The following is an 846-nucleotide window of genomic DNA, read 5'->3' on the forward strand; positions in this document are numbered from 1 at the left end:
AAAAATGAGTTGGTATTCTGACGCAACTGCTCATGAGTCAGCTCACTGCAAACACCAAGTAACTGCTTATTCATTCGCTGATTGTACAGCGCCAACATTCTGAAATTTGAGGATAAATCCATTTGACCTCCAAAGTACATAACGCCCAGTTAAGGGGTGAAGCACGCAACACCTAAGCTACTGCATGGCACTTCAACACCAAAATCAACGCATACCAAAGATGCCACGCGTGCTGAATCCCTCTTGAACTGTTTGTTAGGCAAATTTACCACTCAGATTCAGGATATTGCTCTGGCTTAACACCTACTTCTTTTACCACTTTAGGATACTCTGCCCCATCGACGAATGGCTTAGGTTTGCTGCGAGATTTGGATACCTGAAATTTCCAATCATCGCCAAAGTCGAACCAGTAAAATAGTTTTTTACCTTTCGGCAGTGGAAATAAACCATATAACTCAGTATCGAGAGAGTATGTGCGGTCATCGAACGATTCTCGACTCGAACCAAATTCTCTACGAGAAATGAAAAATTGAGAGAAGTGGTCATTATCAAAGCCAACGGCATTAAGGATGATCTCGTTCAGTTCGCGCAATGATGTGTTTTGCGATAACTCTATTTCACAGCTCCAGTCTTCATAAGCATACAGACCTGAGACCAGACTTACTTTAATTGATATGTACATACTTTCCTCATTTGCCTAACGCCCAATTAACGTGTGAGCAGCGCAAACACTGAACTTAAACATTGCGCCGTAAACACTAAACTCAACCCGAAGTGAAAGCGCCAAGCGTTGCGAATCACTGTTGAATTGTTTGTTATGTTTTACCACAAACATATGATTTACTT

At 41.6% G+C, this 846-nt stretch carries 1 protein-coding gene; it reads right to left on the reverse strand.

Annotation, left to right across the window (positions count from 1 at the left end; all coding sequences use genetic code 11):
* Positions 1-265: 265 nt before the first annotated feature.
* A complete protein-coding gene (locus ELS82_RS25475) occupies positions 266-682 on the reverse strand; it encodes an IS1096 element passenger TnpR family protein (protein ID WP_134837820.1) in 417 nt (138 codons plus the stop codon).
* Between the last annotated feature and the right edge of the window lie 164 nt (positions 683-846).

The sequence above is a fragment of the Vibrio ouci genome, assembly GCF_004551525.1.
Taxonomy (GTDB): domain Bacteria; phylum Pseudomonadota; class Gammaproteobacteria; order Enterobacterales; family Vibrionaceae; genus Vibrio; species Vibrio ouci.